The organism is Nocardioides sp. Soil_C_8 (assembly GCF_057656315.1).
The window spans coordinates 1-328 of sequence record NZ_JBDGKQ010000010.1; the positions used below are offsets into that span (position 1 = coordinate 1).

Below are 328 nucleotides of genomic sequence, written 5' to 3' on the forward strand. Positions count from 1 at the left end.
AATGTTTGTCCGGCGGCGTCCTACTCTCCCACAACCTCTCGGTTGCAGTACCATCGGCGCTGAAAGGCTTAACTTCCGGGTTCGGTATGGGACCGGGTGTTTCCCGTTTCGCTATGGCCGCCGTAACTCTTTCAACCTCTACAAACCCCCACACTGTGGTGGGTTGGGTTTGTTGGTTGGGAACTGCGTAGTGGACGCGAACATGCTCGTGAGGAGCGTGTGTGTTCGTTGGTTGCGCGTGACGTACCAGGCCGCACACGTGTGTGTGGTTTTGTACGTGGTTGGGACAAGCCCTCGGCCTATTAGTACCGGTCGGCTGGGCATTACT

1 rRNA gene is annotated in these 328 nt (G+C 57.0%); it reads right to left on the bottom strand.

Annotated features, from left to right (window positions below):
• Positions 1–7: 7 nt before the first annotated feature.
• Positions 8–125: ribosomal RNA gene (rrf, locus tag AC3A3L_RS21635) — 5S ribosomal RNA — on the bottom strand.
• Between the last annotated feature and the right edge of the window lie 203 nt (positions 126–328).